The sequence below is a fragment of the Collinsella aerofaciens genome, assembly GCF_028206995.1.
Classification (GTDB): domain Bacteria; phylum Actinomycetota; class Coriobacteriia; order Coriobacteriales; family Coriobacteriaceae; genus Collinsella; species Collinsella aerofaciens_AQ.
This window is the reverse complement of the sequence record NZ_JAQLFL010000001.1, coordinates 261,372-285,481: the sequence shown is the minus strand read 5'-3', so window position 1 is coordinate 285,481 and position 24,110 is coordinate 261,372. Positions and strand designations below refer to the sequence as shown.

General features: G+C 56.2%; 21 protein-coding genes and 1 tRNA gene. 9 read left to right on the top strand and 13 right to left on the bottom strand.

What is annotated here, in order from left to right; genetic code table 11:
- Nucleotides 1-14 precede the first annotated feature (14 nt).
- From aroB to PMX60_RS01195, 8 genes are all read left to right on the top strand, one after another.
- The gene (gene aroB, locus PMX60_RS01230; protein WP_271746595.1) at nucleotides 15-1,121 is read left to right on the top strand and encodes a 3-dehydroquinate synthase; all 1,107 of its coding nucleotides are present in this window, start codon (nucleotides 15-17) and stop codon (nucleotides 1,119-1,121) included.
- Nucleotides 1,115-2,434, top strand: coding sequence for a 3-phosphoshikimate 1-carboxyvinyltransferase (gene aroA, locus PMX60_RS01225; RefSeq protein ID WP_138112729.1), 1,320 nt, complete (start codon nucleotides 1,115-1,117; stop codon nucleotides 2,432-2,434). Before aroB ends, aroA begins: the two co-directional genes overlap by 7 nt.
- Before the next feature lies 1 nt (nucleotide 2,435).
- On the top strand, nucleotides 2,436-3,533 hold the full coding sequence (gene aroC / locus PMX60_RS01220) for a chorismate synthase (RefSeq protein ID WP_195621683.1): 1,098 nt from the start codon (nucleotides 2,436-2,438) through the stop codon (nucleotides 3,531-3,533).
- A 53-nt stretch (nucleotides 3,534-3,586) separates the two neighbouring features.
- The gene (gene pheA / locus PMX60_RS01215) at nucleotides 3,587-4,732 is read left to right on the top strand and encodes a prephenate dehydratase (RefSeq protein ID WP_271746594.1); all 1,146 of its coding nucleotides are present in this window, start codon (nucleotides 3,587-3,589) and stop codon (nucleotides 4,730-4,732) included.
- Nucleotides 4,733-5,983 carry a shikimate kinase gene (locus tag PMX60_RS01210; RefSeq protein WP_271746593.1) on the top strand — a complete coding sequence of 417 codons (1,251 nt, stop codon included), beginning with the start codon at nucleotides 4,733-4,735 and terminating at the stop codon, nucleotides 5,981-5,983.
- A 64-nt stretch (nucleotides 5,984-6,047) separates the two neighbouring features.
- On the top strand, nucleotides 6,048-6,485 hold the full coding sequence (aroQ, locus tag PMX60_RS01205; protein WP_271746592.1) for a type II 3-dehydroquinate dehydratase: 438 nt from the start codon (nucleotides 6,048-6,050) through the stop codon (nucleotides 6,483-6,485).
- Nucleotides 6,486-6,615: 130 nt separating this feature from the next.
- Nucleotides 6,616-7,065, top strand: coding sequence for a DUF4869 domain-containing protein (locus PMX60_RS01200; protein ID WP_055249958.1), 450 nt, complete (start codon nucleotides 6,616-6,618; stop codon nucleotides 7,063-7,065).
- Nucleotides 7,065-8,066 carry a DEAD/DEAH box helicase family protein gene (locus PMX60_RS01195; protein ID WP_055249956.1) on the top strand — a complete coding sequence of 334 codons (1,002 nt, stop codon included), beginning with the start codon at nucleotides 7,065-7,067 and terminating at the stop codon, nucleotides 8,064-8,066. Before PMX60_RS01200 ends, PMX60_RS01195 begins: the two co-directional genes overlap by 1 nt.
- 307 nt (nucleotides 8,067-8,373) lie before the next feature.
- On the opposite strand, the gene PMX60_RS01190 is transcribed toward PMX60_RS01195, so the two are convergent.
- From PMX60_RS01190 to PMX60_RS01180, 3 genes are all read right to left on the bottom strand, one after another.
- Nucleotides 8,374-8,450, bottom strand: a tRNA-Arg gene (locus tag PMX60_RS01190).
- A gap of 54 nt (nucleotides 8,451-8,504) precedes the next feature.
- The gene (locus PMX60_RS01185) at nucleotides 8,505-9,272 is read right to left on the bottom strand and encodes an ABC transporter ATP-binding protein (RefSeq protein WP_006236046.1); all 768 of its coding nucleotides are present in this window, start codon (nucleotides 9,270-9,272) and stop codon (nucleotides 8,505-8,507) included.
- A gap of 11 nt (nucleotides 9,273-9,283) precedes the next feature.
- Nucleotides 9,284-10,129: an ABC transporter permease gene (locus PMX60_RS01180; RefSeq protein ID WP_271746591.1), complete on the bottom strand. Its 846-nt coding sequence runs from the start codon at nucleotides 10,127-10,129 to the stop codon at nucleotides 9,284-9,286.
- A 160-nt stretch (nucleotides 10,130-10,289) separates the two neighbouring features.
- On the opposite strand from PMX60_RS01180, the gene PMX60_RS01175 reads away from it, so the two are divergent.
- Nucleotides 10,290-11,261, top strand: coding sequence for a glycosyltransferase family 2 protein (locus tag PMX60_RS01175; RefSeq protein ID WP_271746590.1), 972 nt, complete (start codon nucleotides 10,290-10,292; stop codon nucleotides 11,259-11,261).
- A gap of 102 nt (nucleotides 11,262-11,363) precedes the next feature.
- Here the strand turns inward: PMX60_RS01175 and PMX60_RS01170 are convergent, their stop codons facing one another.
- The 10 genes from PMX60_RS01170 to PMX60_RS01125 all read right to left on the bottom strand — a co-directional run.
- Nucleotides 11,364-12,818: a sugar nucleotide-binding protein gene (locus tag PMX60_RS01170; protein WP_271746589.1), complete on the bottom strand. Its 1,455-nt coding sequence runs from the start codon at nucleotides 12,816-12,818 to the stop codon at nucleotides 11,364-11,366.
- Nucleotides 12,819-12,941: 123 nt separating this feature from the next.
- Nucleotides 12,942-13,961 (bottom strand): dTDP-glucose 4,6-dehydratase, encoded by a 1,020-nt coding sequence (gene rfbB / locus PMX60_RS01165; protein ID WP_271746588.1) that lies wholly within the window; start codon nucleotides 13,959-13,961, stop codon nucleotides 12,942-12,944.
- A gap of 75 nt (nucleotides 13,962-14,036) precedes the next feature.
- Nucleotides 14,037-15,011, bottom strand: a complete 975-nt coding sequence (locus PMX60_RS01160) for a hypothetical protein (RefSeq protein WP_271746587.1) — start codon at nucleotides 15,009-15,011, stop codon at nucleotides 14,037-14,039.
- A 9-nt stretch (nucleotides 15,012-15,020) separates the two neighbouring features.
- Nucleotides 15,021-15,458, bottom strand: coding sequence for a DUF4869 domain-containing protein (locus PMX60_RS01155; protein ID WP_271746586.1), 438 nt, complete (start codon nucleotides 15,456-15,458; stop codon nucleotides 15,021-15,023).
- Between the two features lie 94 nt (nucleotides 15,459-15,552).
- Entirely contained in the window at nucleotides 15,553-16,452 is a 900-nt protein-coding gene (rfbA, locus tag PMX60_RS01150; RefSeq protein ID WP_195622025.1) for a glucose-1-phosphate thymidylyltransferase RfbA, read from the bottom strand.
- Between the two features lie 96 nt (nucleotides 16,453-16,548).
- A complete protein-coding gene (gene tagD / locus PMX60_RS01145; protein ID WP_195622027.1) occupies nucleotides 16,549-16,941 on the bottom strand; it encodes a glycerol-3-phosphate cytidylyltransferase in 393 nt (130 codons plus the stop codon).
- Nucleotide 16,942: 1 nt separating this feature from the next.
- The gene (locus PMX60_RS01140; protein ID WP_271740426.1) at nucleotides 16,943-18,604 is read right to left on the bottom strand and encodes a CDP-glycerol glycerophosphotransferase family protein; all 1,662 of its coding nucleotides are present in this window, start codon (nucleotides 18,602-18,604) and stop codon (nucleotides 16,943-16,945) included.
- Nucleotides 18,605-18,617: 13 nt separating this feature from the next.
- Nucleotides 18,618-20,996 (bottom strand): glycosyltransferase family 2 protein, encoded by a 2,379-nt coding sequence (locus PMX60_RS01135; RefSeq protein WP_195622031.1) that lies wholly within the window; start codon nucleotides 20,994-20,996, stop codon nucleotides 18,618-18,620.
- 39 nt (nucleotides 20,997-21,035) lie between these two features.
- Entirely contained in the window at nucleotides 21,036-22,502 is a 1,467-nt protein-coding gene (locus PMX60_RS01130; protein WP_195622033.1) for a glycosyltransferase family protein, read from the bottom strand.
- 43 nt (nucleotides 22,503-22,545) lie between these two features.
- Nucleotides 22,546-24,110: fibronectin type III domain-containing protein (locus tag PMX60_RS01125; RefSeq protein ID WP_271746585.1), on the bottom strand; the 1,565-nt coding region annotated here is incomplete at its 5' end.

Genomic DNA, 24,110 nt, shown 5'->3' with positions numbered 1-24,110 from the left:
AAGGACCGAAGCTTATGGCGATTACCATCGATATCGACACCGCACGCCCCTACCAGGTGCATGTTGGCACGTTTTTGCTGGAGCAGGCGGGACCGCTCGTGCGCGCCACTGCCGGCGGCACCAAGGCCGTCATCGTGACGGACACCAACGTAGGCCCGCTCTACCAGATGCCCGTTAAGCAGAGCCTGGAGGCATCAGGCTACGAGGTGAGCATCTGCACCTTCGAGGCCGGCGAGGCCCATAAGCGCGCCGAAACCTATGTTGCCATTTTGGAGTTTGTGGCCGAGCACGAGCTTTCGCGCTCCGACGTGATCGTGGCACTCGGGGGCGGCGTCGTGGGCGATGTGGCGGGCTTTGTGGCCGCGACCTACATGCGCGGCTGCAAGTTTGTGCAGATCCCGACGAGCCTGCTCGCCATGGTGGATTCGTCGGTGGGCGGCAAGACCGCCATCGACCTGGCTGCCGGCAAGAACTTGGCCGGCGCCTTTTGGCAGCCGAGCGTGGTTATCGCCGACGTGGGGTGCCTGGCCACCCTCACGCCCGAGCAGTTCGCCGACGGCTGCGGCGAGGTCGTCAAGCACGCCGTGATCGCCGACCCGGAGCTTTTCGCCAAGCTGGAGAAGACCCCGCTCACGCTGGAGCTGCTCAACCGCGATGTGGCCCGCGTAGCACTCATCATCGCCCGCAACATCGACATCAAGCGCGCCGTGGTCGTCGTCGACGAGCACGAAACCAACCAGCGCAAGCTGCTCAACTTTGGACACAGCGCCGGACACGCCGTCGAGGCCTGCGAGCACTTTGAGCTCGGACACGGCAACTGCGTGTCGATCGGCATGGGCATCATCACGCGCGCCGCGGCCCTGCACGGCGTTTGCGATGCTGCACTGCCCGGCCGTATTGAGGAGCTCTGCGCCCGCCACGGCCTCAAGACCCGCTGCGACCTCAATGCCGATGCCGTCTTTGCCGAGGCGCTCCACGACAAGAAGCGCGCGGGCGACACCATCGACCTGGTGATTCCGCACGGCATTGGCCGCTGCAGCATCGACCGCACGCCGCTTTCCACTTTCCACGAACTCATTGCCGAGGGCCTCGGCCAGAAGGGAGACGCATCCGCATGCTAGCCCGCATCACCCCGTCCCCGCTTAAGGGCACCGTTCCCGCCATCGCGTCCAAGTCGATGGCGCACCGTCTCATCATCTGCGCTGCCCTTGCCAACGGAGAGACGCATGTGACCTGCAACACCACCTGCGCCGATATTGAGGCCACGGTCCGCTGCCTCACGGCGCTCGGCGCCCGCATCGAGACCGTCGAGGACGGCTTCCAGGTCCACCCCACCATGAAGAGCATTGAGTTCGGCCTGCTCAAGGCCCTTGCCGGCGGCACGCTCGACTGCGGCGAGAGCGGCTCCACGCTCCGCTTTATGCTGCCCGTCGCCTGCGCGCTGGGGGCAGAGGCAACCTTTGTGGGACAGGGCCGCCTAGGCGCACGCCCGCTGTCCCCGCTCTCGGACGAGATCATTGCCGCCGGCTGCGACCTACAGGGTCTGGGCGGTTTTCCGCTCAAGACAAGCGGACGCATGCGCCCGGGCACCTTTGTGCTGCCGGGCAACGTAAGCTCGCAGTATATCTCCGGCCTGCTGCTGGCAGCCCCGTTGCTCGCCCAGCCCTCCTGTGTGCAGGTGACTGGCCTCATTGAGAGCCGCCCCTACATCAACCTAACGATCCAGGCCATGAAGGCCTTTGGCGTTGAGGTCAACGTCGAGCGCATTCCGGCCAAGGACGGCCAGCCCGAGGTCACGAACTTCCGCGTGAGCAGCGGCTCGTACCGCACGCCCGGCAGCGTGGCCGTCGAGGGCGACTGGTCCAACGCTGCCTTTTGGCTGTGTGCCGGCGCTATCGGCACCGACCCCATCACCGTCGAGGGCGTGTCCCTGAGCTCCGCACAGGGCGACCGCAACGTGCTTGCCGCGCTTTCGCGCTTTGGCGCCCGCATCGTGCGCTCCACCAACGCCGCCACCGTGCAGTCCGACAAGCTCGCCGGCTTTGAGATGAGCGCCCACGACATTCCCGACCTGGTGCCCGTTATCTCGGCCGTGGCCTCGCTGGCACAGGGCCGCACCTTTATCCGCGATTGCGCCCGCCTGCGTATCAAGGAATCCGACCGCCTGGCCACCACCACCCGCGAGCTCACCGCGCTGGGCGCGCAGGTGCGTATTGCCGGCGACGACCTCATCATCAAGGGCGTCGATGCCTTTACCGGCGGCGAGGTCGATTCGCACAACGACCACCGCATCGCCATGATGGCCGCCATCGCCGCGAGCCGTGCCACCGGCGAGGTCGTGATCCACGGCGCCGAGGCCGTCAACAAGTCCTATCCCGATTTTTTCGACCACTACCGCCTGCTGGGCGGCAAGGTCACACTCGAGGAGGAATAGCATGTCCTCGACCTTTGGCAACGTCTTGCACTTAAGCATCTTCGGCCAATCGCACTCCCCCGCTATCGGCTGCTCGCTCGATGGCATCCCGGCGGGCATCGCCGTGGACCAGGAGAAGCTGCAGGCCTTCCTCGACCGTCGCGCCCCCGGCCGCGACGAGACCGCAACCAAACGCCGCGAGGCCGACGCAGCGCATATCATCGCCGGTGTGATCGATGGACATACCACCGGCGCGCCCATCGCCGCGATTATCGAGAACACCAACACGCGCTCCAATGATTACACCGAGCTGCGCCGCAAGCCCCGTCCCGGACATGCGGACTTCCCTGCGCGCGTGAAGTATCACAACATGCACGATGTCGCTGGTGGCGGGCATTTTTCCGGCCGCCTAACGGCCCCCTTATGCATCGCCGGCGGCATTGCGCTGCAGGCACTTGAGGCCCGCGGCATTCAGGTCATGGCGCACGTCGCGCAGATCGGCGGCATCTCCGACCTGCCGATGGACGATATGGTCTATCGCGAGGCCGACCGCAAGGCAATCCTTACGAACGATCTGCCGTGCATTGACGCCGCCGCAGCCGGCCGCATGCGCGAGGAGATTCTTGCCGCGCGCGACGAGCTCGACAGCATCGGCGGCATCGTGGAGTGCGGCATTTACGGGCTTCCCGCGGGCATCGGCGACCCCATGTTCGACGGCATCGAGAACCGCATCGCGCAAATCGCGTTTGGCATTCCCGCCGTAAAGGGCGTGGAGTTTGGCATGGGCTTTGCCGTGGCCGCCATGCGCGGCAGCGAGAACAACGATCCGTATCGCATCGACGCCGAGACCGGCGAGATCGAGGTTGAGTCCAACAACGCCGGCGGCATCCTGGGCGGTATTTCGACCGGCGCGCCCGTCATGTGGCGCATGGCCGTAAAGCCAACGCCCTCGATTGGCCGCGAGCAGCAGACCGTAGACATGGACGCCATGGAAAATGCCGAGCTCTCGATCCACGGCCGCCACGATCCCTGCATCGTCCCCCGAGCCGTCCCCGTAGCCGAAGCAGCCGCCGCCCTCGCCATCTGGGACGCTCTCCTCGAGGACGCCGCCCAGCTCTAACCCGACTCACCTGGGTTGCCTGCCAACTCAGCCGTTACGTGAAAGGGGCCTCCATGGACCTTGCTGACATCCGCCAGGCCATCGATGGCATCGACACCACGCTCCTCAACAGCTTTGTCGAGCGAATGGACATTGCCACCGAGGTAGCCAAGTCAAAAATCGAGATGGGCAAGGCCGTCTTCGACCCCGCCCGTGAGCGCTCCAAGCTCAACAACCTCGCCAGCCGCGCGCCCGAGCGCTACAAGGCGCAGACCATCACCCTGTTCCGTCTCCTCATGAGCATGAGCAAGGCCGAGCAGCAGCGCTACATCAACGAGCTCAAGGGCATCACGGTGTCGCAAAAGGCCCATGCCATGGCCGCAGCCTTTGACACACCCTTCCCCCAGACGGCAACCGTCGCCTGCCAGGGCGTCGAAGGTGCCTACAGCCAAATCGCCGCGTGCAAACTCTTCGACGTGCCCGACATCGCGTTTTTCGAGACCTTCGAAGGCGTCATGCGCGCCGTACGCGACGGCTTCTGCGAGTTTGGCGTGCTGCCCATCGAAAACTCAACCGCCGGCTCGGTCAACGCCGTCTACGACCTGCTCGCCCAGTTCGACTTCCATATCGTGCGCTCGCTGCGCCTCAAGATCGACCACAACTTGCTCGTCAAGCCCGGCACCAAGCTCGCGGACATACGCGAGGTCTACAGCCACGGTCAGGCCATCGCGCAGTGCGCTAGCTTTATCGAGGCGCACGGTCTGCACGCCACCAAGTACCCCAACACCGCCATGTCGGCCGAGATGGTCGCCAGCTCCGAGCGCACCGATGTTGCCGCCATCGCATCGCGTAGCTGCGCGGCACTCTATGGCCTGGAGGTGCTGGAACCCAATATCCAGGACTCTGACAACAACTACACGCGCTTTGTCGTCATCAGCCGCGAGCCGCGCGTCTATCCCGGTGCCAACCGCACCTCGCTCATGATCACCACGGCCAATGAGCCGGGTGCCCTCTATCGCGTGCTCGAGCGCTTCTACGCGCTCAGCATCAACCTCATCAAGCTCGAGAGCCGCCCCATCCCCGGCCGCGACTTTGAGTTTATGTTCTACTTTGATCTGGACTGCCCCTTTGGCAGCAAGGCCCTCGACGACCTGCTCGATTCCATCGACGACGTGTGCGAGAGCTTCACCTACTTTGGCAGCTACACGGAGGTGCTCTAGATGACCGATACCGCCGCAACCCGTCCCTACGGCGTACTGGGCCGTGTGCTGGGCCACAGCTACACCCCGACCATCTACAAGGAGCTCGCGGGGCTTGAGTACGTGCGCTTTGAGCGCGAGCCCGAGGACCTCGCGGCCTTTATGACCGGCGACGAATGGGAGGGCACCAACGTGACCATCCCCTACAAGCGCGCCGTCATGGACTACCTGGACGAGTTGAGTCCCCTGGCCGAGCGCATGGGCAACGTCAACACCATCACACGCCTACCTGACGGTCGCCTGCGCGGCGACAACACCGACTACTTTGGTTTTCGGTGCCTGGTCGAGGAGTTGGGCGTTGAGGTTGCCGGCAAGAAGGCCCTCGTGCTCGGTGCCACCGGCGGCGCCGGCACCACGGCAAGTATGGTGCTGGGAGACATGGGCGCCATCGTCGTACCCGTGGGTCGCACGAGCGAAGTCAACTACAGCAACATCGCGCAGCAGTCCGACGCCGCCCTGCTCGTCAACTGCACGCCTGCCGGCATGTTCCCCCACTGCCCCGACGCGCCTTGCACACTCGAAGGGCTCGATGCGCTCGAGGGCGTTATCGACATTGTCTACAACCCCGCTCGCACGGGACTCATGCTCGAGGCCGAGCGCCGCGGCATCCCCTGCATCGGTGGCCTGCTCATGCTTGTTGCCCAGGCGGCACAAGCTGTCGAGCGCTACACCGGCCAAGTCACCCCGCGCGAGCGCATCCTGGACGTAACGGAGCGCCTGTCACGCCGCGAACAGAACATCGCGCTGATCGGCATGCCGGGCTCGGGCAAGACCCGCGTGGGCGAGCAGATCGCCCTGCTCACGGGTCGCGAGCACATCGACCTGGATCGCGCCCTCGAGGAGCGTCTGGGCATGCCCTGTGCCGACTTTATCGTCAAGCGCGGCGAGGCCGCCTTCCGCGAGCAGGAGACGGCGGCGCTGGCCGACATCTCCAAGCGCAGCGGCCTGGTGCTCTCCACCGGCGGCGGCGTGGTAACGCGCGACGAGAACTACCCGCTGCTGCACCAGAACAGCCAGATCGTGATGCTCAACCGCAAGCTCGACGAACTCGCTCATAAGGGACGCCCCATCACCGCCCGCGACGGCGTCGACAAGCTCGCCGAGCAGCGCATGCCGCGCTACCGCGCTTGGGCCGACTACATCATCGACTCACGCGACTGCGCCGCCAACACCGCCCAAGCCCTCCTCGACACCATCCCACCCGCTCTCTAACCAAAACCACCACAAAGGGGACAGGCACCTTTGTAGTGGTTTTCCAATCGCAAAGGAAGCAACCATGAAAGCACTCGTCATCAACGGCCCCAACCTCAACATGCTCGGTATTCGCGAGCCGGGCATCTATGGCAGCGACAACTACGACCGCTTAGTGCAGATCTGCCAGGAAGCGGGCACCGCTCAGGGCTTTGACGAGATCGAGGTCTTCCAGTCCAACCACGAGGGCAGCATCGTCGACAAGATCCAGGAGGCTTACGGAAAGGTCGACGGCATCGTCATCAACCCGGCCGCCTACACGCACACAAGCGTGGCCATCCTGGACGCGCTCAAAGCCGTCGCCATCCCGGCTGTGGAGGTCCACATTAGCGCAGTCGAGACCCGCGAAGACTTCCGCCAGGTGAGCTACGCCCGCCTAGCCTGCTTCGCCACCATCACCGGCGAGGGCCTGCAAGGCTACGCCCACGCGCTGGAGCTGCTGAGGGAACGTCTCGAAAAGTAGCCTCGCGAGCAAATCCATCAACGCGATTCACACGCTAATAATGCCAGTGCCGCCAGCAGCAACCTCGCTACTGGCGGCACTTTATTACTGGCATATAATCATTGCAGTCACACAACGTCTGGAGACGCGCATGTTAAGCATCCATCTGGGGGATTACCCCGGTTCCATCTACGATACCGAAACCTATTTTAGGAACTCATACTTGGACTCATGGTTCGAAGACCCTATGGCCGCACAGATTATTAAAAGCGTGGACGGATCAGAGCTCATCGGTCCCCACAACATCGTAAGCAAACAGCTGGGCTCGATCACCCCACTCGAACTGTCCGGCGGCGTTAAGACGCTGCTGCTGGTGCGCAATCTCCCAAATATGGTGTTCAACGCATCCACCTGCGGAGACAACTGTGCCCGCTGGCTACTCAAGATCGGCAAAGAGCAGGATGTGATGGTGACCTTATACCACATCATGAAATTCCCCTGGAAGAGCTTTGAAATCCGCATTGAAAACGATGGCCGCATCGTCAGAAACATGCAGGAGTTTGTCGGCGCCACGAATGACTTTTTGGATGTTGATGAGTAATGAAGGGAACGCATACCGTTGTCGTAGAGCGTGCAAAGGTCAAATACACACTCACGTTTAAGCGCAATATTTCCTTTATACGCGGCAACAGCGGCACGGGTAAAACGACGCTCATCTCGATGATTCGCGACTACAACGACCGAGGACCGGAAAGCGGCGTTGCACTCAGTTGCGACGTGCCTTGCGAAACGCTTTCCGGCAGACGCTGGGAGCGCGAGCTATCGATCATCGAAGATTCAATCGTCTTTCTAGATGAGGGTAACGAGTTTATCTACTCAAAGGACTTCGCCAAAGCCGTCAACGGCTCGTCCAACTATTTTGTTCTGATATCTCGTCGCGATGCCAACGAGCTCCCCTACAGCGTTGATGAGATCCTGAAGCTAGTCAACACGACAAGTAAAACAATCAATGGCCGCAAGAGCGACAGGCGCTTCTACTCGGTGACCAAGCCGCTATATGACCACACGGCAAGTATGCTGTATCAGGATCTAAATGTTGGATTCGAGGTACCCGACGCCGTAGTTGTCGAGGATAGCAAATCTGGCTATCAATTCTACGACGCTCTTTGCAACCGACTCGGGATCCCCTGCTATACCGCCACCGGCGTTGCGAATCTAAAACGTACGATTCACGAATGTCCCGAGCAAAACATCCTTGCTATTGGAGACGGAGCAGCATTTGGTCCCTACATCGAAAAGGTGCTCGGACAGCGCGTTTACAAGAACGTACGCTTGTTCCTCCCCGAATCATTCGAGTGGACACTCCTGCAATCTGGCCTCATTCCCAGTAACGATATCTTAAAAATCCTCGAGGATCCCTCAAGCTATATCGAAAGCCGCGACTACCTGAGCTGGGAGCGGTTCTTCACCGATGTGTTGATCAAATACTCGGCAGACACTCGCTACGCCTACAGAAAGGTAAAGCTCAATGAGCAGTACCTGAGGCCGCAGGCGATGAATGCAGTTGCAAACGTCTTGCCCGAGTGCCTGAAGGCAGACTAGAAACAGCGGGGAGGGCCAAGTTGGTCCTCCCCGCTTTTGTTACGCCTTCTTGATCACGTACGCCAATCCAATATCGCAGGCACAGCGTACGATTGACGCGAAGAACCACGATGCTGGCAGCGTCATAAGCAGAGGCTTGCTCACGCTCGGCTCCAGCCCCCTTTGGCGCGCCGTATAACCAATCCACATCAGCAGCACAATAGCAGCTCACGCCACGGCTTCGGCCTAAACGTATACCCGGCAAGAACAAAGAACACCGGCATGTGAAAAAGCCCAGACCACCAAGCGGTCCGGGCTTAATAAACGATGGTGCTCCATGGCGGATTCGAACCGTCGACCTTGGGATTAGAAGTCCCCTGCTCTATCCAACTGAGCTAATGGAGCAAATAACCACACGCCCAAGCAAGCGCAAGCCTGTCGGGCGCAAGTAATTATAACCTAGTTGAACTGCTCGCGATACGCCTTGCAGACCTCATCGACCGGGCCGTCCATGCGAAGGTCACCCTTCTCAATCCAAACGGCACGCTGGCAGATGCGCTCAACCTGCTCCATGGAGTGCGAAACGAACAGAACCGTCACGTCACCGCTCTGGATAAAGTGCTGAATGCGAGCCTCACACTTCTGCTGGAAGAACACATCACCGACGGACAGCGTCTCGTCAACGATAAGAATATCGGGCTCGGTAATCGTCGCGATTGCAAAGGCGATACGCGCCACCATGCCCGAGGAGAAGTTCTTAAGCGGCATATCGACAAAGTTCTGAAGCTCAGCGAACTCAATAATGCCGTCAAAGTTGGCGTCGATGAACTCCTTGGTATAGCCGAGCAGGGCGCCGTTCAGATAGATGTTCTCGCGGGCGGTCAACTCGGGGTCAAAACCGGCACCAAGCTCAATCAGCGGCGCAATGTTACCGTGCACCTTAACGCTGCCCTCGCTGGGCTCGAGCACGCCGGCGATAATCTTGAGCATCGTAGACTTGCCGGAACCATTGGTGCCCACCAGGCCCACGACCTCGCCGCGATGAATATCAAACGAGATATGCTTGAGCGCCCTAAATTCCTCAAAGAACAGCTCGTGCTTGGCAAGCTTGATGAAGTACTCCTTGAGGTTGGTCAGCGACTCGGACGCCATGTTAAAGATCATGGTGACGTCGTCGACCTCGACAGCCAGAGGCTGCTCGCTGTAATCAACAACAGATTCAGTCATCACAGCACTCCTTAGATGTAGAGGATGAACTTGCGCTCGGACTTATGGAACACGGCATAGCCGATGACAAGCGCAATGACCGCCCAAGCCACGCACATACCAAACGTCATAAGCGAGGGCGTAGTCTGGAACAGGAAGATATCGCGCATAAACTGCAGGTAGTTATACATGGGGTTCGCATAGACCAGAATGCGCACGAGATGCGGCATTTGCGCAACGAAGTCGGTCGTCCAGAAAATAGGCGTGATGTAAGTCCACGCCGTAATGACGACGCTCCACAGATGCATGACATCGCGGAAGAAGACCGTGAGGGCGGAGAGCATCATGCCCAGGCCCATGCAGAAGCACATAAGCAGCAGTAGGCAGACCGGCAACAGAATCAGGTGCCAAGAAGGCATAACGTGGAACCACAGCATAACGATGGCAACGGCGACCAGCGAGAAGGCAAAGTTAACCAGCGAGAAGAGCACCTTCTGTACTGGGAAGACCCAGCGGTGCACCTTAACCTTCTTGAGCAGCGGGGCAGCACCCACGATCGACGTCAGGGCCTGGTTCGTGGACTCGGACATGACGGCAAAGGTGACGTTACCCACGATCAAGTACAGCGGGTACATCTCGGGCGTAATTGAGCCATTGCGGCCCTGGGCGAAAATCGTCGAGAACACGATGGCCATGACGATCATCATCAGCAGCGGGTTGAGCACCGACCATGCGACGCCCAGAACGCTACGGCGATACTTGATCTTAAAATCCTTGGTAACCAGCTGACGAAGGATAAACGCGTCCTTCTCAAATTCGTTCTTAGCAAACGTCGCAGGCAGACTGCGAGTTTCTTGTTGCTTTGTCTGATCCGACACGGATGCAACTCCTTTACTCGTAATCGTTGACAAACGAACAGTATAGACCCGACGGCCATGCAAACGATTCGCGCAACAAAACTGGAGAACTAACCCACATCTTAGGATGCCAAGCCCAAACGGCTATACTTTCAAGGATTGAATGTATAAGGAGCATTGAGTGAATTCTGATTCCATCGCCGTCATCATCCCCTGCTACAACGAAGCGCTCACGATCGGCAAAGTCATCGACGACTTTCACCGCGAGCTTCCGCAGGCGACGGTCTATGTCTATGACAACAACTCGTCGGACGATACCTCACGCATCGCCACCGAGCACGGCGCCACGGTCCGCTTTGAGCCCCGTCAGGGAAAGGGCAACGTGTGCCGCCAGATGTTTCGCGATATCGACGCCGATTGCTACCTGATGGTCGACGGAGACGACACCTACCCCGCCGAGGCGGCCAAAGCCCTCTGCGAGCCTATCCTCAGCGGCACGGCCGACATGACCGTAGGCGATCGCCTTTCCAACGGCACCTACGCCGAGGAAAACAAGCGTGCCTTCCACGGCTTTGGCAACAATCTGGTCCGCGCCATGATCAAGTGGATCTATGGTTACAGCTTCGATGACGTCATGACCGGCTACCGCGCCATGAGCCGCCCGTTCGTTAAAACCTTCCCCGTGCTTTCCGAGGGCTTTCAGATCGAAACCGAGCTCTCGATTCACGCCGTCGACCACCGCTGGCGCATCAAAGATGTACCCATCGAGTACCGCGACCGTCCGGAAGGCTCCGAGTCCAAGCTCAATACCGTGAGCGACGGCATTAAAGTCGTTACGATGATCGGCACGCTGTTCAAGGACTACCGCCCGCTGAAGTTCTTCAGTCTGGTTGCGCTTTTATTCGCGATTATCGGCCTGGCTTTGGGCATTCCTATCTTTGTTGAGTACTTTCAGACCGGCCTGGTCCCGCGCTTCCCCACCGCCATGCTCGCCGCCTCGTTTATGTTCCTGTGCGGACTGAGCCTTGCGACCGGATTCATCCTGGATTCTGTGGCAAAGGTTGAGAAAAAGCAGTGGGAGGTCAACGTGTACAGCAAATACGCCTACGATGACCAGCCCGGCCACCCTACTTCCAAGCCAAGCGAGAGGTAGATCTTCCGCAAAATACTATTGGCACCACTGCGCAGATAGCCATCAACAAGAAAAGCCGCCGTTAAAGAACGGCGGCTTTTACTCTCGAAAAGTTAATAGCGGCTAGAGCGTCTTAAGGTACTCCCCCAGCTCTTCCTCCCAGTCGGGCATGTGGAAGCCGACCAACTCGAGCCTGGACAGGTCGAGTGCGGAGTGGACCGGGCGCGGGGCGACGGGGCCCGCGGCGCTCGCGTAGTAGTCGGCGGTCGATACCGGCACGACCTTCTCGCCGTTGCCGTTGGCGGCCTCGAAGACGGCGCGGGCGATATCGGCCCAGGACTTGACGGTGCCGGAGCCCGTGCAGTCGTAGGTGCCGTAGGGGGCGTGCGTCCCCAGCACGTGGAAGATGGCCTCGGCCATGTCGCGCGTGAAGGTCAGGCGGCCCAGCTGGTCGTCCACGACCGTGACCTGCGTGAGCCCGTCCTCCGGGTCGGCGACGCGGTCGGAAAGCCCCTTCATGGTCTTGACGAAGTTGTGCCCCTCGCCGATGACCCAGCTGGAGCGCATGATGTAGTGGCGCGGGCAGCCGGCCACGGCGATGTCGCCGGCGGCCTTGGTCTGGCCGTAGACGGACAGCGGGCTGAGGGGCTCGTCCTCGGTATGGACCTCGGCGGTGCCGTCGAAGACGTAGTCGCTGGACACGTGCACGAGCGTGATCCCGTGCCCGGCGCAGGTGCGGGCGAGGAGGGCGGGGCCGGTCGCGTTGGCCTTCCAGGCGATGACACGGCCCTCGGGGGTCTCCGCCCTGTCCACCGCGGTGTAGGCGCCGCAGTTGATCACGGTGCCGTAGAGCGACCAGTCGTATTTGGAGTAGGCCTCCGGGTCGGACATGTCGAAGGTGTCGATGTCGCAGAAATCGAAGTCCTTCGCGACGCCGCGCTCCTCGGCCAGCGCGCGGACCGCATGACCCAGCTGGCCGTCGCAGCCGGTGACGAGGGTGCGCTTCGGCGCCATGGGGACGACGTCCTTCAGCATCGGGTGGTTGAGGTCGGCCTCGGAGACGGTGGCCTGGTCCAGCGGGATCGGCCACTCGATGGCGAGCTCGGGGTCGGCCAGGTTCACGAAGGTATAGGTCTTCTTGAGCTCGAGGGACCAGTGGGCGTCCACCAGGTAGGTGTAGGCGGTGCCGTCCTCCAGCGCCTGGAAGCTGTTGCCCACGCCGCGCGGGACGTAGATGGCCCTGGACGGGTCGAGCGTGCAGGTGAACACCTTGCCGAAGGTCTCGCTGCCCTCGCGCAGGTCCACCCAGGCGCCGAAGACCGAGCCGCGGGCCACGGAGATGAACTTGTCCCAGGGCTCGGCGTGGATGCCGCGGGTGACGCCGCGGCTGTCGTTGTAGGAGATGTTGTTCTGGACGACGCGGAGGTCCGGGATGCCCAGGGCGGTCATCTTGGCGCGCTGCCAGTTCTCCTTGAACCAGCCGCGCGAGTCGCCGTGGACGGCGAGGTCGACGACCTTCAGGCCCCCGATGCCGGTCTCGGTGACGGAGAGGTCCTTCTCGAATGCGATGTCTGCCATGTGGGAAAAGCTCCAATCGAAGAGGTTGGGAAACCGGGGGCGCCCGCGCGGGACCGCAGGATCATCCCCATGCCCTGCGGCCCCGCGCGGGCGCCCCGCGGCGCGGTTCGCCGGGATGCGGTCTTACTGCCCCTGCGCGCGGTAGCGGGCCTCGGTGGCCTCCTTGGCCGGGCGCCACCAGGACTCGTTGGCGACATACCAGTCGATGGTTGCCTTGAGCCCCCCGGCGAAGTCGGTGTGGGCCGGCCTCCAGCCCAGCTCGCGCTGGAGCTTCGTGCTGTCGATGGCGTAGCGGCGGTCGTGGCCGGGGCGGTCGGCGACCCAGTCGAAGTCCTCGGGGTCGCGGCCCATGGCCTCCAGGATCATGCGCAGGACCGTGATGTTGTCCCTCTCGCCATTTGCCCCGATGAGGTAGGTCTCCCCCATGCGGCCCTTGGTGAGGATGTCCCAGACGGCGCTGGAGTGATCCTCGGTGTGAATCCAGTCGCGGACGTTCTCGCCCTTTCCATAGAGCTTGGGGCGGACGCCGTCGATGATGTTGGTGATCTGCCTGGGGATGAACTTCTCCACGTGCTGATAGGGTCCGTAGTTGTTGGAGCAGTTGGAGATCGTGGTGCGCAGGCCGTAGGTGCGGGTCCAGGCGCGGACCAGCATGTCAGAGGACGCCTTGGTGCTCGAGTACGGGCTGCTCGGGTGGTACGGCGTCTCCTCGGTGAACTTCGCCGGGTCGTCGAGCGCCAGGTCGCCGTAGACCTCGTCGGTGGAGACGTGGTGGTAGCGGATGCCGTACTTGCGGACGGCCTCCAGCAGGCGGAAAGTGCCCTCCACGTTGGTGCGCAGGAACGGCTCGGGGTCGGCGATGGAGTTGTCGTTGTGGCTCTCTGCGGCGTAGTGCACGATGGCGTCGTGGCCCGGGACGATCCTGTCCAGCAGCTCCGCGTCGCAGATGTCGCCCACGACGAGCTCCACGCGGTCCGAGGGCAGCCCGGCGATGTTCTCGGGGTTGCCGGCGTAGGTCAGCTTGTCCAGGACGGTCACGTGGACGCCCGGGTGGTTGTTCACGACGTAGTGCACGAAGTTGCTGCCGATGAAGCCGCAGCCGCCCGTGACGATGATGTTCTTGGGTTCAAAGATCTCAGACATGAAAATCCAATCTGAAGCATGTACAGCTTCTTTAGTATGCCGCAGGAAGTGACGACGCGACACTATTCAACAAAACTATCGGACATTTCGGCATGCGATAAGAGCCATAACCTTCGCAGAATTACCTCCCGTACAAAACGCCTCCGGAATGCAGTCTTTGTCGTAGTGAAAAACCGAATCCTCAGTTATTTCACGTAAGTACTTATAGAAGAAGTCTTCCCAGCTTTTAAACTTCTCACTGTTTACAAAGGCTTCTGGGGTTTCCAAAACCGCCTTAACATCTAACCCTGAAATTACGCCAGAGCTCAGCAGAAGCCACTCGAATGACTCGGGAAGACAAACCGTAACAGTATCGCGATGAATGTCTTGCAGCTTAAGGACGCGGTCCGCATAGCACCCAAATGCCGCTCCGTCCGCGACAACAAACACGCGATCGTCGAAATGCTGATCCAACCAGCCCAAAATCGCGCTGTTCGTCATGGCCGAAGCACAGGTAAGCTCACTATCAGCGAAATGCCGTTCAAAGAACTGGAAACCAGACTTACTGTCCTCGCATAGAAGGATAGAAAAGTCCTGTTTTGGCGCCGATCGGGAAATAGCATAACGATGATTTCCGCGATCTTGATAAACAGGGACGAAGGAATGGTATTTTCCGCTCGTCTTAATCTTGTAAATCTCATCCACGCTATACGGAAGATTGGGGAAATCAGCCCTTGAGATCAGCACAAAATAATTCGAGGAATACAGCACATGATGGGCAAACTCATCAGAATGAATCTCTTTTAAGCCCTCATCGACAAATACAATCGAGTCATGAACGGACGAAAGCTGGTTTCGCCAATCATAATCGGTCAGGGCGACACAGGGACAATCGCATTGCAAGGAAACACCCGACTGCTCACCCGTTCGCATGTAGTCTGCGACCATATCAAACAGTGTCGTCTTACCCGTGCCGCTATCGCCACGCACAATAGTGATGTTTCGCTTGATGGTAAATGTGTACTTGGTTCCCCTACGGCGGGAAATCTTAACAAGATGCGAACCGTTCATAAGCAGCACCTACAGATACGGAATCGACTCGTGAATCAATTCGGCCATGTTATGAACGATTCGACCGCTGTTCGCGACTTTGATTTTAAACTCCTCGCGACCAAAGTCCATCACATGATAGAGATTCACAACGAGCTTGCGGTCTTTCGCGATGTCGAGAATCCACTTGGCACAGTTATCACCACAGGTCGAAGCGTTAAAAAAATGCTTACGATCAAATCTCATAAGCAGCAACGTTTTCACGCCACCAGAAAGCTGGAGTGGGGAGATGGAACCAAGCACAGGGCTTTCGATGACGTTTTCGGAGACAACATCCGATCGATCGACATCTTTAATTATCGAGACCGCATAGGGATCCGTAATCCAAGAAGACCGGTAAGAGTTTTTGAAATATGTCGCTGTGTTGTAAATCGCTTCTGGCATATCGCCAAAGTAGACGCTTAACACATCCACTCCCAATCATATTGGCTATATGGTCACCGTAATCATAACGAAAGGGGCCACCAAATAACGGTGGCCCCTAAAAGAAAGCAAGAAGGCGCTAGTACTCGCGCGGGCTGTTGACGATCTCGCCGGCGGCGACCTTCTTCAGGTGCTGGCCGTAGACCGACTTGCCGTAGGCCTTCGCGGCCTCCTCCAGCTCGGCGGTCGTGATCCAGCCGTTCTCCCAGGCGATCTCCTCGGGGACGGACACGGGAAGGTCCTGGGAGTGCTCCACGGCGCGGACGAACTCCGCGGCCTCGTGCAGGCTCTCCATGGTGCCGGTGTCCAGCCACGCGTAGCCGCGTCCGAGGGTGACGACGGACAGCGTCCCCTCCTCCAGGTACATCTGGTTGAGCGTGGTGATCTCCAGCTCGCCGCGCGCGGACGGCTGAACCTCATGGGCCTTGGCGGCGACGTCGCCCGGGTAGAAGTACAGGCCGGTGACGGCGTAGGAGCTCTTGGGGCGCTCGGGCTTCTCCTCGATGGAGACGGCCCTCCCCTCGCCGTCGAACTCGACGACGCCGAAGCGCTCGGGGTCGTCCACGTGGTAGCCGAAAACCGTGGCGCGGCCCGACTGCGCGTTCTCGACGGCCTTCTTGAGGTGGCGGCTGAGGCCGTTGCCGTAGAAGATGTTGTCGCCGAGCACCAGGGCGCACGGCTCGCCGGCGATGAACTCCTCGCCGATGGTGAAGGCCTGCGCCAAGCCGTCCGGCGAGGGCTGCTCGGCGTAGGAGAGGTTCACGCCGTAGCGCGAGCCGTCCCCGAGCAGGCGCTCGAAGTTGGGGAGGTCCGTCGGCGTGGAGATGACCAGGATGTCCCGGATGCCCGCCAGCATGAGGGTGGACAGCGGGTAGTAGATCATGGGCTTGTCGTAGACCGGCAGCAGCTGCTTGGAGGTCACGAGCGTGAGCGGGTACAGGCGGGTGCCGGACCCGCCGGCGAGGATGATGCCCTTCATAATTGAAGAACCTTTCTAACAGAAATCAAACCGTTAGGTTAATTTTATTATTAATAATCCCACAATGCTAAATTCGCACAAGAACCTTGCCGACTACTAGGATTTTAGATCACGTTTAATTTGAGTGGTGGAAACTTCCGGCGTGCGTGGCAGGTAAACGACATCAACGCCCTCATTCTTCAGGAAGTCGAACTCGCCTTTCCAATCATCGCCCATAACAAACGTATCGATATGGTATTCACGCACGTCAGTCACTTTCTGGTCCCATGATTCTTCGGGAATCACAAGGTCAACGTAACGAATTGCTTCAAGAAGGGCTTTGCGTTTATCAAAAGAGAAATAACACTTCTTTCTCTTCTGATTCCAATTGAAGTCATCGGTAGACAAAGCGACTATTAGATAGTCGCCATACTGCTTGGCCCTCCTTAGTAAATTGATATGCCCGTAATGTAGTAAATCAAACGTTCCATATGTAATAACGCGCTTCACGTCAATGCCTACCAAACCTAAATACACGACTCAATGACCCCGAAAGAGAATGCACGGGCTCATCTGAAAGAGAGTGTCCGCGCTCCATGAGACATGAAACATAGTCAGCTGAATCCCCAAGCTCACATCTGTCGAAATTGACACACAGCTCGCCAGCCGAGCCATCAAAGCCTGAGACCAGAATCTGAGGGTCAAGTCCACAGAATACGATATTGGAGTGTGATTCAGAACCATTTAACGCGTCCCAAATCAATGGCGTTCCGTTAAAAGAGAAGGAAACATCCTTTAAGAGAAATGAACCGTCATCGGCGGGGTCAAAGCGAACTTCGTTAACGCCAGAAGGGACATTGAAAGTCAGGCAGACATGAGACCCAAAACAGTTAGACGTATATTCGATGGACAAAACATCTTCAGAATTGAAGCCCGAACCATAGTCTAAAAATAGTTCCGCTTTGGAACGTAGATTCATATACTGCCGCAAAGGGGAATTCGAGTCCGCAAAGCATGAACCGATTTCCTTGTCACAGTCACGCGAGTTGGTGCTGGCAACTCCGATCATCCTTTGAACAACACGCTCAGCAGCTTTTGCATCCCTATGAGAATGAATGACTGGCATGAACGACTCACGCAATGAAGCAGCAGCGTCAACTCCATTAAAAAACGAACCAAGCGCACTCAATAACTCGGATTGCGACTTAACAAAAGCCCCAGGCATCATCCAGCGTGGGTCATCGCTAATGAATCCTCTGTCCTTCTTGTATTCTTCGAAATCCGGACATGAAAAGACAATAGGCCTATTAAGAAGAAGATAGTCTACATACACTGACGAGTAGTCAGTTATCAATAAGTCGAATGCGTTAAGAACATGGTAAATGGTGAGCAACTTCGAACCCAAAGACAGACTATCGAGGAATAAAACCCTTTTGGGTAGCTCAAAAGAACTTTGGTTGAAGCTCGAATCATCGGCAAAGTGCATCTTCGCAATTACATAAGCATCATTCAGCTTCAGGAACTCATCAAGACCAGCAGCGTCGTAATCCTCGTAATTAAAGATATTTTTATCGAATTGACCGCCTTCAGCCTTTAGACCCTTGCGCATCGTGGGCAGATACATAATCAATTTACTGCTGCCGAAATCAACCCCCAAAGCGCCTTCCAGGAGTTTTCTACCATCAGTTGTAAAAAGGTAATCATTTCTCGGGAAACCGGAATTCATTACCTTGCGAGGGTCCATAGAAAGCATACCGGCCATCATGAGCTGCGACACACGTGATGTAGTGGTCAGAAGATCACATTGGGTCGTAATGACCTTCAAATCTCTAAGCGCACTTGAATCAGACGCTGCATCTTCATCAAACCCGATGGTCTTAGGACCAAAGCCATGCCATGCCGAAACATGAATCTGCCCTGGACGCTTATTGTACGCAAACATAAAGCTGGACGTAACCAGATAATGAGCACATTGCTCCATAGCAATAGCGCGGTCTGAATTCTCAATATCACAGTCAACGCCAGCAGCCCTCATGGGCCCTAGCATAGCCGGATCCTTAACAACCCAAAAAGTCTTGAAATCAGTCTTATCGACGATGTAATCATACAAAGCACGAGAATTGTCAGCGAAATCTGGATTCGATTCAAAGAGAACAAGGTTTTGATCAATCATGACAATCCAAACGTCATCGAGTACTCATCGGACTGTGATAAGGGTCACCGTTGACATAATACTCCGCCCAAGCAGTGCGTAATTTGCCCTGCTCACGCATAAATCGGACTTTCTTTTCACCAGTCTCATAGCCACGGCTGAAGGACTCATAATGATACAAGAGGGCATCAGCATCGAAAACAACAAGCTTGTCGAGCGAGCGAACTCTCAGGCAAAAATCAACGTCATTAAAAGCAACCTCAAAGTCCTCGTTAAACCCATTTAGCTCTTCAAATACAGAACGCTTCGTCATCATGCATGCAGCGGTAACAGCACTTAAATCTTGTGAAATAACAGCGCGGCGCATGTAACCTGGATCATCCCGGTCAAGGTTGTTGAATACGTGAATGGGGCCGCCCATTTCGCCTTCATTTCTACAACATATCATCATTACGCCTGCATGCTGCACCGTATCATCTGGATACAGCAGCTTTGCACCGACCGCTCCAACATCGTCACGCTGACAGAAAGACAGCATTGAAGAAAGCCAGCCGCTCTCAATAACCTCGGTATCATTATTCAAGAACAGCAGGTATTTGCCGGATGTCAGTCCAACGCCATAATTATTGATAGCGGAGTAATTAAACGGACCATCCCATGTTGCAATGCGAACGTTCTCATATTGCTCGGAAACGGTGCGGTAATACTCAAATGTCGCGTCCTCCGTACTGTTATTCTCAACAACCAGAATCTCGAAGTTGCGGTAATCAGTTTTTTCCTCAATAGAGTCAATGCAGCGGCGTAAGACCTCAACACTATCTTTATTGGGGATAACGATACTGACCAAGGGTTCTTCATTAAGAGCGTAGGCAATGTGATAGAAACAGGCAGAATCAGTTAACTCCGCAGTTCCGTTCAGACCGCAGCGATCCAAATGCTCTTGCAGTGCCCTTCTGCCAGCATCGTCGGCATAGTTCTTATTTCCCGCACTCTTCGCAGTTGACGTATCGCTAATTCTCCAATGATAGAGAACCTCAGGGACATGATAGATATTCTGAGTTCTCTCTACTAAACGCAACAGAAAATCATAGTCTTGAGCTCCATCGAACTCTTTCCGTAGCATCAGTTCTTTAGCAAACGAGGCACGAACGCAAAGCAGATGAGTTATGTAGTTATGAACGCGAAGGAGATCTAGATTGAAATCAGACTTGAAATGAGGGGCCACATACTCACCGGTCTCATTTAAGAAGTCCTCATCGCAATACAGTGCATCAGTATCAGGACAGTCCTGAATTCGCTCTGCGTATCTATAAAGAGCAAACGGATCGAGTGTATCGTCGTGATCGAAAAACACGACATAATCGCCCTTTGCTTTAGCAATGCCAAAGTTAGTGTTCCCCGAAATACCCTTGTTTGACTCAAGGGTGACAACTTTGATGCGTTTATCAGTCAGTTTATCCAAAGCGGCAGCCAGCTCAACACATTCTGGAGTTGAGTTAATCAAAATGAGTTCCCAATTAGAATATGCCTGATTGATTACAGAATGCACCATATCGTTAAGAAAACTAACAGGTGTCTTATATAACGGAACAACAATACTAAACAGAGGGCCGCTAATTAATTTACATTCACTAAAATCCAGCATCGAAAGATAGTCAATACGTTTGGAATGAGAAGAAGCGTAGGCACCGGCAGATGAGGCCTTGTAGAAAAGTGGCGATAGCGTCGAAAGATAATATTGAACGGAAGCAGCATCAAAGCACAGAAAACCAGGCTGTTCATTACTGCAATTTCCGTCAGCAACTAGCGTATAAGTGTTGCCGTCCATTGGAATTCGCAGTGTAAAAGAAATTTCAGAACGTCTTTGGCTAAAAGTTACGACATCGTTGCAACGGCCAACACTTAAATTGCCTGAATCACTTCTGCTGCCGCTCTCATCCAAGAGAAAGATATCGGAGTTTCTGCAACTATACGGCCCGCAAACCACGCCTTTAATGATGAGATCACCGGCAGGTGATTCAAGAGCAAGCTCTGGCTTAACGTGAATTTGATGCGAATAAACCTGCTGATCAATATCACGCAAAGCGAAAGCTAGCTTGCGTTTAAATTTATAACAATAACGTGATAGCCACTTTATTGCAATCCAGTTCAATTTTCCGCTATACAAACTCTTGACCATGCCACTATCTAATCTCAACTTAATAGAGATATGGACTCCGCCAGAACCCAACAACGGAACAGCCAAAATCAACATGTCTTTAGAATTTAATCTATATATCCCAACCGGAAGTTGATTTCCCAAATCCGTGCGCACCTCAGCGGAAATTCCACTAATGTCAACCTGACTATTGATCGCAAAGCCAAAGTAAGCCTTACCGAGGCCGCGGCAAAGACAGGTCAATCTAGCTTTCATCGAATCCTCCAAAATGCACTACAGGCTGCATAATCTGAATTACAAAACACCACTTGAAAGTAACGGAATAATCAAATGAATAAAAATGCGAACGAACAGCAGCAGATAAAATAGCACTGTTGCCACAACGGAAAACTTAACTAGCTTAATAAATACACCATAGTCATTAATTGATATAGCCAAGCGCTTCTCTAATGAATTACCAGATTCATCTTTGCAGGATTTAACTTCAATTTCCGCGCATAGCAAGGTCCAGAGACCCTGGCATAACGAAACAATCCCAAAAGCACAAAGCAGAGACAAGATCCCGAATCCAGCCATCACATACCTGCCCTGAGGCTGATAATCAGATGCCCATGAATAGTAAATTGATAAAAGAAATGGAGTCGCAACAGTAATAAGGCCAGGAATAAATGTTAAATAATCGCCAGTTTGTTTAGCAGTAAACAGGCGACGAATAAGACCGATTACGAGTGAAGGAATAAATACTAATAAATATAAAACGAATGACGTATTGCCTACAAAGATACTCATATATCCAAATGTACCTATAAATGACTGAGCTACAGACAAAGGCCAATACACCGAATAGTTCATTTGATTAAACAAACAGTCAGGCAAATACCCTTGCTGACGTAAGGTGCCACGTTGCGATGGTTTAAAGCCGCTAGCACCATATATCTCAGATGTTTTAGAGCTAGTAGCCATTCCGATAAAGTCTCCGTTATACAACAGCGCATTTCTTATAAAGAACCAGCCGCAGACTATAAATGAACCGGAAAAAACCACCAAAGGACGATAAAGAATAGCGGAAATATAATCGGATTTCGTCCTTAAACAAAAATCTTTCTTAATAGAACTGAAATAGAATATGATTGCTGCAATTATTACACCATAAGCGTAGTAATAAGAGAGCGCGAGCACCCCCAAGCCGCAGCCCAAGAAGAAACAGCTCCTATAGCTCCAGCGATTCTCTCGTGCATTCAAACAAAGAATTATCACAAGGTTTGTCGAGAGAAATTCAAGCTGTTCAGAATTAAAGTAAGCAGCAAGGAATACGTTTTGTGGTAAAAATGCAAATAGAGTTGCGGCAAGAATTGATGTTAAATTGCCAAATTTAAGTTTTTTACCCATCAGATAGATACAAACTATATTTAACGCAGCAAGAAGGCAATTCGATAATCTCGCAGCAATTATTAGCGCTGCAGAAGAATTGGGAACCACCAGCTTAGCAACACAGATAAACGGCACTGCAATCAACGAGGACCCGTACACGCTAAATGCATATGATGTACCCCAAACCTCATTTATGATCGCAGGATCATCTCCACGCGGTAAACAGCCATTCTCTGCAATAAATAAGGGTACTTGTAGCCTCATATACTCATCAGGCGCTGAAGACATAGGCAGACGAAATGCCCACCAGATGCTCATCAAACAAAACACTGCAAGAACGAGCACCAAGCAATAGACGTTTGCATTTTTGTAAAATTTCGTAGAATTCAACCTAAACCTACTTACACACTTAAATGCCGCCACATTAAAGCAATTAACAACAAGCCTTAGCGGCTAAAGACGAAATACGCTGCCCATAACCATCGCCAGGAACTGCCCAGCGACCATTCAAATCCTCGACGCATGGCGCAACGCCACGCTTGACTTTTTCAAAACGGGGGTCGACACAAGGATTATTTAAAGGTTCTTTCGAAGCATAAGCCTTTAAATGTTGGACCTGTGCACGAAGACCAGATCGCACATCCCCAAAAGACGCACCACCCGCTGTGGCATTCACGGCGCCGATTCCACCGAAGTTGCATTGTTCCGCTTTTACGTTACCACCAAATTGAAGCCAGCCAGTTTCGTACATTGCTTGGGCAAACAGGATTTCCGCCTTAACACCTTCAGCATTCGCTTCCTCAGATACTATCTGGCAAAAGTCATTAATAGTTGTTGCGCCTTTGGAGGCATAAATAGTCGGATAGATATGTCCAGTTGAGTTGTACAAGGAAACCATGCTCGAAACCGAAGCGGCAGACTTTCCCATAATCGGAGTGCCCAAAGTTGTGCACGCCACGAGGTCGGCGTCGGAGAAGGTCGACCAGGACGATCCGTTCCAGGCCTGGACCAGGAAGCTGTAGGACGTGCCGTTCGAGAGGCCCTTCACGGTGTAGGACTCCTTGGCGCAGTCGAGCGTGTAGGTCTTGTAGCCGGACCCCTGGCGGACGGCGACCGCGTAGCGGGTCGCCCCGGGCACGTGGCCCCAGGAGAGCTCGACCGACCTGTCGCCGGCCTTCGCGGAGACCTTGGGCCTGACGGTGCCCGACGGCGCGGCGGAGCACAGGTAGCCGTCGGCGGTCGAGGACCAGGACCCGTCGACCCGGGCCTGGACCAGGAAGCGGTGGGTCACGCCGTTGGCGAGGTCGGAGACCTTGAAGGAGGTGCCCTTCTCGTCGAGCGTGTAGGTCCTGTAGGAGCCGTCGGCCGTCTTCTCGGCGACGGCGTAGCGCTCGGCGCCGGCGACCGCCTTCCAGGAGACGGTGACCTCCCCGTCGCCGGTCGCCTCGGCATGAGCCTCGGGGGCTCTGGGGTCCGACGGGCGGCACGCCACGAGGTCGGCGTCGGAGAAGGTCGACCAGGACGATCCGTTCCAGGCCTGGACCAGGAAGCTGTAGGACGTGCCGTTCGAGAGGCCCTTCACGGTGTAGGACTCCTTGGCGCAGTCGAGCGTGTAGGTCTTGTAGCCGGACCCCTGGCGGACGGCGACCGCGTAGCGGGTCGCCCCGGGCACGTGGCCCCAGGAGAGCTCGACCGACCTGTCGCCGGCCTTCGCGGAGACCTTGGGCCTGACGGTGCCCGACGGCGCGGCGGAGCACAGGTAGCCGTCGGCGGTCGAGGACCAGGACCCGTCGACCCGGGCCTGGACCAGGAAGCGGTGGGTCACGCCGTTGGCGAGGTCGGAGACCTTGAAGGAGGTGCCCTTCTCGTCGAGCGTGTAGGTCCTGTAGGAGCCGTCGGCCGTCTTCTCGGCGACGGCGTAGCGCTCGGCGCCGGCGACCGCCTTCCAGGAGACGGTGACCTCCCCGTCGCCGGACGCCTCGGCATGAGCCTCGGGGG

Bases quoted from the DNA above. Each gene is read 5' to 3' on its own strand.
- aroB (WP_271746595.1), top strand. From the start codon at position 15: ATGGCGATTACCATCGATATCGACACCGCACGCCCCTACCAGGTGCAT.
- aroA (WP_138112729.1), top strand. From the start codon at position 1,115: ATGCTAGCCCGCATCACCCCGTCCCCGCTTAAGGGCACCGTTCCCGCC.
- aroC (WP_195621683.1), top strand. From the start codon at position 2,436: ATGTCCTCGACCTTTGGCAACGTCTTGCACTTAAGCATCTTCGGCCAA.
- pheA (WP_271746594.1), top strand. From the start codon at position 3,587: ATGGACCTTGCTGACATCCGCCAGGCCATCGATGGCATCGACACCACG.
- PMX60_RS01210 (WP_271746593.1), top strand. From the start codon at position 4,733: ATGACCGATACCGCCGCAACCCGTCCCTACGGCGTACTGGGCCGTGTG.
- aroQ (WP_271746592.1), top strand. From the start codon at position 6,048: ATGAAAGCACTCGTCATCAACGGCCCCAACCTCAACATGCTCGGTATT.
- PMX60_RS01200 (WP_055249958.1), top strand. From the start codon at position 6,616: ATGTTAAGCATCCATCTGGGGGATTACCCCGGTTCCATCTACGATACC.
- PMX60_RS01195 (WP_055249956.1), top strand. From the start codon at position 7,065: ATGAAGGGAACGCATACCGTTGTCGTAGAGCGTGCAAAGGTCAAATAC.
- PMX60_RS01185 (WP_006236046.1), bottom strand. From the start codon at position 9,272: ATGACTGAATCTGTTGTTGATTACAGCGAGCAGCCTCTGGCTGTCGAG.
- PMX60_RS01170 (WP_271746589.1), bottom strand. From the start codon at position 12,818: ATGGCAGACATCGCATTCGAGAAGGACCTCTCCGTCACCGAGACCGGC.
- rfbB (WP_271746588.1), bottom strand. From the start codon at position 13,961: ATGTCTGAGATCTTTGAACCCAAGAACATCATCGTCACGGGCGGCTGC.
- PMX60_RS01160 (WP_271746587.1), bottom strand. From the start codon at position 15,011: ATGAACGGTTCGCATCTTGTTAAGATTTCCCGCCGTAGGGGAACCAAG.
- rfbA (WP_195622025.1), bottom strand. From the start codon at position 16,452: ATGAAGGGCATCATCCTCGCCGGCGGGTCCGGCACCCGCCTGTACCCG.
- PMX60_RS01140 (WP_271740426.1), bottom strand. From the start codon at position 18,604: ATGATTGATCAAAACCTTGTTCTCTTTGAATCGAATCCAGATTTCGCT.
- PMX60_RS01135 (WP_195622031.1), bottom strand. From the start codon at position 20,996: ATGAAAGCTAGATTGACCTGTCTTTGCCGCGGCCTCGGTAAGGCTTAC.